This window comes from Mesorhizobium sp. M7A.F.Ca.CA.002.05.1.1 (genome assembly GCF_003998335.1).
In the GTDB taxonomy this organism is placed as follows: domain Bacteria; phylum Pseudomonadota; class Alphaproteobacteria; order Rhizobiales; family Rhizobiaceae; genus Mesorhizobium.
This window is the reverse complement of record NZ_RZQI01000311.1, coordinates 1-6,221: the sequence shown is the minus strand read 5'-3', so window position 1 is coordinate 6,221 and position 6,221 is coordinate 1. Positions and strand designations below refer to the sequence as shown.

Annotated in this window: 8 protein-coding genes; 2 read left to right on the top strand and 6 right to left on the bottom strand. The window is 63.4% G+C overall.

Annotated elements, in window-relative coordinates:
- Positions 1 to 275: Gfo/Idh/MocA family protein (locus EN939_RS17080; RefSeq protein WP_245473108.1), on the bottom strand; the 275-nt coding region annotated here is incomplete at its 3' end.
- Here EN939_RS17080 and EN939_RS17075 point away from each other — a divergent pair.
- Positions 162 to 992: a Gfo/Idh/MocA family protein gene (locus EN939_RS17075; RefSeq protein ID WP_245473107.1), complete on the top strand. Its 831-nt coding sequence runs from the start codon at positions 162 to 164 to the stop codon at positions 990 to 992. The genes EN939_RS17080 and EN939_RS17075 overlap by 114 nt on opposite strands.
- Before the next feature lie 42 nt (positions 993 to 1,034).
- Here EN939_RS17075 and EN939_RS17070 read toward each other — a convergent pair whose 3' ends face one another.
- The 5 genes from EN939_RS17070 to EN939_RS17045 all read right to left on the bottom strand — a co-directional run bounded on the left by EN939_RS17070 (position 1,035) and on the right by EN939_RS17045 (position 4,646).
- On the bottom strand, positions 1,035 to 1,283 hold the full coding sequence (locus EN939_RS17070; protein ID WP_127268964.1) for a DUF680 domain-containing protein: 249 nt from the start codon (positions 1,281 to 1,283) through the stop codon (positions 1,035 to 1,037).
- A gap of 191 nt (positions 1,284 to 1,474) precedes the next feature.
- Positions 1,475 to 2,113, bottom strand: coding sequence for a TetR/AcrR family transcriptional regulator (locus tag EN939_RS17065; RefSeq protein WP_127268963.1), 639 nt, complete (start codon positions 2,111 to 2,113; stop codon positions 1,475 to 1,477).
- 164 nt (positions 2,114 to 2,277) lie between these two features.
- On the bottom strand, positions 2,278 to 3,309 hold the full coding sequence (locus EN939_RS17055) for a phosphotransferase family protein (protein ID WP_127268961.1): 1,032 nt from the start codon (positions 3,307 to 3,309) through the stop codon (positions 2,278 to 2,280).
- Positions 3,306 to 3,791, bottom strand: coding sequence for a MaoC family dehydratase (locus EN939_RS17050; protein WP_023810115.1), 486 nt, complete (start codon positions 3,789 to 3,791; stop codon positions 3,306 to 3,308). Before EN939_RS17050 ends, EN939_RS17055 begins: the two co-directional genes overlap by 4 nt.
- Positions 3,792 to 3,830: 39 nt before the next feature.
- Entirely contained in the window at positions 3,831 to 4,646 is an 816-nt protein-coding gene (locus tag EN939_RS17045) for an SDR family oxidoreductase (protein WP_127268960.1), read from the bottom strand.
- Between the two features lie 115 nt (positions 4,647 to 4,761).
- Here EN939_RS17045 and EN939_RS17040 point away from each other — a divergent pair, with 115 nt between their 5' ends.
- Positions 4,762 to 6,003 carry an acyl-CoA dehydrogenase family protein gene (locus EN939_RS17040; protein ID WP_127268959.1) on the top strand — a complete coding sequence of 414 codons (1,242 nt, stop codon included), beginning with the start codon at positions 4,762 to 4,764 and terminating at the stop codon, positions 6,001 to 6,003.
- Positions 6,004 to 6,221: the final 218 nt, after the last annotated feature.

Genomic DNA, 6,221 nt, shown 5'->3' with positions numbered 1-6,221 from the left:
ACCATGTTGACCACCCCTGCAGCCTCGGCCGCTTCGGTCATATCAAGCGCGTCGGCGTGGTTCGGCGCCAGCGGCTTTTCGCAAAACACATGCTTTCCCTGGGCAAGCAGCGCCAGCGTCGTTGCCATATGCGCACCATCCGGCGTCGCGTTGATGGCGGCATCGAACTGACCGCAGGCGATCGCCGCCTCCAGGCTCTCGAAAGATTCGCCGATCTTGCTGACGGCGGCAAACGCCGCCGCGCGGCCAGGCACCTGATCGACGCAAGCGACGATGCTGCAGGGGTGGTCAACATGGTCAACCTGACCTATCGCAACTCACCGGCGATCCATGAAGCGCGGCGCATGGTGCTGGCCGGCGAGATCGGCGTGTTGCGCCATGTCGAGGCAAGCTACCGGCAAAGCTGGCTGGTCAGCCAGTCGTGGGGCGACTGGCGGGTCGAGGACAAATGGCTCTGGCGCTTGTCGAGCCGGCACGGTTCGACCGGTGTGCTGGGCGATGTCGGCATCCATATCCTGGACTTCGCCACCTATGGCGCCGGCCAGGATATCGTCAGCCTGCATGCCGATCTGGTGACGTTTCCGAAGGCCGAGGGCGAGCGCATCGGCGACTATGTGCTGGCCGCCAATGACAGCGTGGCAATGACGGCGCGGCTCAGTTCCGGTGCGCTCGCTACGATCGTGGCGAGCCGCTACATGACCGGCCACGCCAACGATCTGTCGCTGGCCCTGCACGGCACCAAGGGCGCCATCAGGGTCGAAACCGACGGCAAGGCATCGAACCTGTCGGCCTGTCTCGGCGGCGATGTCGATCTTCAGCGCTGGCAGATCTTGGCGCTGCCCAGTGTCAAGCGCAATGCGCGACGCTTTGCCGATGCGCTGGATACAGGCCGGAATGGCGATCCGTCGTTCCGGCGTGCCGCGGACATGCAAAAGCTGATCGACGCGGCCTTCGAGAGTTCAGCGGCGAAGCTGCCGGTTTCGGTCGGCTGAAGCTGGCCGGCTTGTGCCGGCCAGACGCGATCTTTGCTGATGTCAAAATGCGCTTGGTACAATCCACGGATTGATGCTGATGCCGAGCCGCGGGCCCTTGCCTTCAGCGGTATTTTGCGTGGCACCCTTCTTCTCGACCGAACCGGTCGAAGCGCAATCGAGCTTCACGTTGGTCCTGGTGTCAACGCAGGCCGCCACCGGCGCATGCTTGACGGGATGGGTGGTGTTGGCGGCGAAGGCCGAGCCCGAAAGTGCCAGCACGGCGGCGAGGGTGAGGAGTGTCTTTTTCATTGTCAGTCTCCGGTTTCCGGGTCGAATTCAATTCGTACCGACGGGTGAATTTCTCTCGTACATGTACGATACGCTGTACATATACGCCCGTCGATCGCGAAGTTCAAGGAAAACCGTACGCGTACAATAAATTTTTGTTAACCAAGAACCCCCAGGTCTGGAGGGGAATACACAAAACCAGGAAACGGCGTTCAGCAGTTGACCGGTGTCTCGGTCAGCGGCGGGACGTTTTGCGTGCTGAGCGTGGCGAGCGTGAAATCGCACATCCGCTTCACGAAGGCCTGCGGATCGCCGAAGGGGTAGAACGGAAAGGTGATGAGCAGCGAGATCGTGCCGTGGCCGACCGCCCACAGCATGGTGGCGATGGCGCGCGGATCGCCCTGCAATTTGCCGGCGGCGACGCAGGCCTCGACCCTGCTGATCAGCACCTTCATAGCAGGGTTGCTCTCCTCCATTTCATTGTAGCCTTCCGGCAGCTTGGTCTTTTCGGTCATGAACACGGTGCGGTATTCGTTGGGATTGCCGAGTCCGAAAGCGGCATATTCGGTCATCACCGCCTGCAAGGCCTCGATCGGATCATCGGATGGATGCTCCTCGATGCGGCGGGCCAGCGTCTCGAACGCATCCTCGGCCAGAGCGAACAGGATGTCCTGCTTGTCGGCGAAGTAGGAATAGACAGACATCGGGGCGTAGCCGACCCGCTTGGCCAATTTGCGGATGGTCAGGCCTTCATAGCCTTCTTCCTGGACGAGCTTGTGCGCGGCCTCGACAAGTTCGGAGCGCAGTTCGGCCTTTTGCTTCTCGCGGCGTGTCTGGACGCTCTGCGGCAAGATCTGGTGCCTTTGGTTGGTTGGTGGCTGGCTAAATTATATACGCTGTACGGAAACGGACAAGGGCACGGGAAGTTCCCAAGCGGTATGCTTCGGATCGTGCCGACGCTTGTCGAGGTTGGCGGCACCCGTGATCAGCACCTTTGCTCCGTCAAAGCGGCCCATCACGCCTCCTTGTCGATCAGCTTCGCGGCAAGGCGCGAAAGCAGCTTTACCGCCTCGCCATAGGTCCGGGCCTTTTCCGGATTGGAGGCGTTGCCGTCCAGCGCCCGCTTGTAGACGCCCTGGCAAATCGCGGCCAGCCGGAAGAAGGAAAAGGCGAGGTAGAACGTCCAGTTGCCGATACCGGTGAGCCCGCGCCGCCGGCAGTAGGCGGCGACGTAGTCCTCCTCGGAGGGCAGGCCGAGTGCGGAACGGTCGACACCGCCCAGGCCGCGAAAGCCGGAAGCGTGCGGCAGCCGCCATTGCATGCATTGATAGGCGATATCGGCGAAGGGGTGGCCTGATGTCGACAATTCCCAGTCGAGCACCGCCAGCACCTTCGGCCGGTCCGGCGCGAAGATCAGATTGTCCAGCCGGTAGTCGCCATGCACCAACGAGATCCGGCCGTCATCGGCGGGCATACGCGTTTCCAACCAGGCAATCAGCCGGTCCATGTCGGCGACTGCGTCAGTCTCCGAGGCGCGGTACTGGCTGGTCCAGCGCGCCAGCTGGCGCTCGAAATAATTTCCCGGCCGCCCGAAATCGCCGAGCCCCACTGTCCCGACATCGATCTCGTGCAGCGCCGCGAGGGTTTCGTTCATGGCATCATATATGGCGGCGCGTTCTTCGTTGTCGCCTGCCTCCGGCAGGGCCGGATCCCAGAAAATGCGGCCGTCGAGGAAATCCATCACGTAGAACATGCGGCCGATGGGCGAGTCTTCCGCCGACAGATGCAGCATGGCAGGCACGGGCACGGCGGTGCCGGCAAGCGCGCTCATCACCCTGAATTCGCGGTCGACCTGATGCGCCGATTTCAGCAATTGCCCCGGCGGCTTGGCGCGCAGCACGTAACGGCCGCTTGCCGCCGTCAAAAGGTAGGTCGGGTTCGATTGGCCGGATTTGAACTTCTCGACTGCCGCAAGTCCGGAAAAGCCCGGTATGTTCGCCTCGAGATAAGGCGCAAGCGCTGCCTGGTCGAGAACGGGATCACTCATGCCGTCTCGGGCTGGCGTTCGATCAAGGTCAGCGTCAGCCAGCGCGCGGTCAGTGCCGGCTTCTTCGAACCCTCGATCTCGATCGTCACGTCATGCGCGGTCTGCACCCAGCCCGACGGCCGAACCTTGACATCGGCCAGCACGAAACGCGTGCGGATGCGCGCGCCGGTCTTCACCGGCGCCAGGAAGCGCAGCGAATCGAAGCCGTGGTTGACGCCCATCTTGCCGTTTTCCAGCGGCGGCATGGTCTCGAAGGTCATCGCCGACAACAGCGACAGCGACAGGAAGCCGTGCGCGATGGTGCCGCCGAACGGCGTTTCGCGCATGGCCCGCTCCGGATCACAGTGGATGAACTGGTGGTCGTCGGTGGCGTCGGCGAACTGGTCGATCATGCGTTGCGTGACAGCCCGCCATGGCGACACGCCAACCTCCTTGCCGACACTGGCCAGAAGCACATCGAGACTGATCGGTTCCACGCTCATGTCCTCCAGTTCACCCCCGGCTTCTGTGGCCGGAAAATGTCATTCCTTGAACAAGGTCAGCCCATGCTGCACCGACTGTCCGCCGTCTATCGGCAGGATGGCGCCGGTGACATAGCTGCCTGCACGGCTGCACAAATAGAGCGTTGCGCCGGCAATGTCATCCGGCGCGCCGATACGGCCGATCGGAACATGGCTGCCGACGTGCCTGGCCTGCTCATCCGTACTGGTGGCGAATGCCGTCATCCGGCTCTGGAAGGGGCCGGGAGCGAAGGCATTGACGGTGATGCGGCGGCCAGCGAACTCGAGCGCAAGGGTGCGGGTCAGATGATGCACGGCTGCCTTGGACGCGGTGTAGGAATAGGCGTCGTCGGCCAGCGGCTGCGTGCCCATCACCGAACCGAGATTGATCACCCTGGCCGGATCGGCGTCCCTGGCGGCGGCATCGAGCAGCGGCAGCAATTCGCGGGTTAGATGGAAGATCGCGGTGACGTTGACGCCAAACACCTTGGCCCATGCCGAATAGGGGAAGCTTTCCAGCGGCGCGCCCCAGGAGACGCCGGCATTGTTGACCAGAATATGCAATTTCCCGGTCCGGGCTTTGACCTCGGCGACGAGTGCGGCAATGCCGGTTTCGCTGGAGACATCGCCGGCGAAGCCTTCGGCCCGGCCGGATGCGCCAAGCTCGTTCAACTCTTCGGCGACCTTGATGCAATCCTCGCCCTTGCGCGACGCGATCATCACGCTGGCGCCGGCCCTGACCAGCCCGGTCGCCGCCATGCGGCCGATGCCGGTCGCGGCACCCGTCACCAGCGCTGTCTTGCCGGCCACCGAAAACAGCTCGTCCAGATAGCTCATCACAATCCTCCGCGCTCGGCATGCGGGCAAACAGTTCGCGTTGACAAGGCTATCCGAAGTACGGTCATCCTTGCCACTGACAAAATGCCTGGCATGCATGAAGGGTTAGCGACCGATGACGGAGATGAATCTCGGCATGACCGAGCGGCTGAAGCCGATCCACGCGCGCGTCGCGGCCATGGTGCGCGACGAGATCATGCCGCTCGACCATGAATTCCTCAGCGAAGTGGGCAAGACAGGCAACCGCTGGGTCTACAGTGCGCGCCAGAGCGAGATCCTCGAAGGGCTGAAAAAGACCGCACGAGAGCGCGGCCTGTGGAACTTCTGGCTGACCGGCTCGGAACGCGGCTACGGCCTTTCCACCGTCGAATATGCCTATCTGGCCGAAGAGATGGGCAAGGCGCATCTCGGCGCCGAGACCTTCAACTGCTCGGCGCCCGACACCGGCAACATGGAGGTGCTGGAGCGGTACGGCTCGGCCGACCTCAAGAAAGCATGGCTCGAGCCACTGCTCGACGGCAAGATCCGCTCGGCCTATCTGATGACCGAGCCGGATGTCGCTTCGTCCGATGCCACCAACATTGCCATGCGCTGCGAACGTCAGGGCGACGACTATGTGCTCAACGGCGAGAAATGGTGGGCTTCGGGCGCAGGCGATCCGCGCTGCGCCATCTACATCGTCATGGTCAGGACCGGCGGCGATGACGAGCCGCAGCACCGCCGTCATTCGATGATCCTGGTGCCATCGGACACAAAAGGCGTGACCAAGGTGCGGGCAATGCAGGTTTATGGCGATGACGACGCGCCGCACGGCCACATGCATCTTCGCTTCGACAATGTGCGGGTACCGGCGTCGAACCTGATCCTCGGCGAAGGCAGGGGGTTCGAGATCGCGCAAGGGCGGCTCGGCCCCGGCCGCATCCATCACTGCATGCGCGCCATCGGACAGGCCGAGATGGCGCTCGAGATGCTGTGCCAGCGTTCCTTGCGCCGCGAGGCCTTCAGCCAGAAGCTGGCAAAGCTCGGCGCCAATTTCGACATCATCGCCGAATGCCGCATGGAGATCGAAATGGCCCGGCTGCTCTGCCTCAAGGCGGCGTGGATGATCGACCAGGGCGACGCCCGCGCCGCGGCCCCCTGGATCAGCCAGATCAAGGTGGTGGCACCCCGCGTCGCGCTCAAGGTCACCGACGAGGCCGTGCAGATGTTCGGCGCGCAAGGCATCAGCCAGGACACGCCGCTGGCGCGGTCGTGGACGCATCTGCGGACCTTGCGCCTTGCCGACGGGCCGGACGCCGTGCATCGCCGTCAGGTGGCGCGCACCGAGCTGAAGAAATACACGCAGGAAAAGGTCTGAGCGCCGGCATCGTCATCCGGCGATGCCGACAGCCCAAGCACGGAGTGTTCCAATGGCCGTCCCCTCCGAAATGAAGGCGCTGCTGCTGGTCGGCGACGGCTACACCAGGACGCCGAGCGGCAGTGTGCTGGAGGCGATGGAGCCGTATCTCGAGCCGGGCAACATCGCGGTGCCGACACCCGGACCGACGCAGGTGTTGATCAAGGTCAACCTCGCCT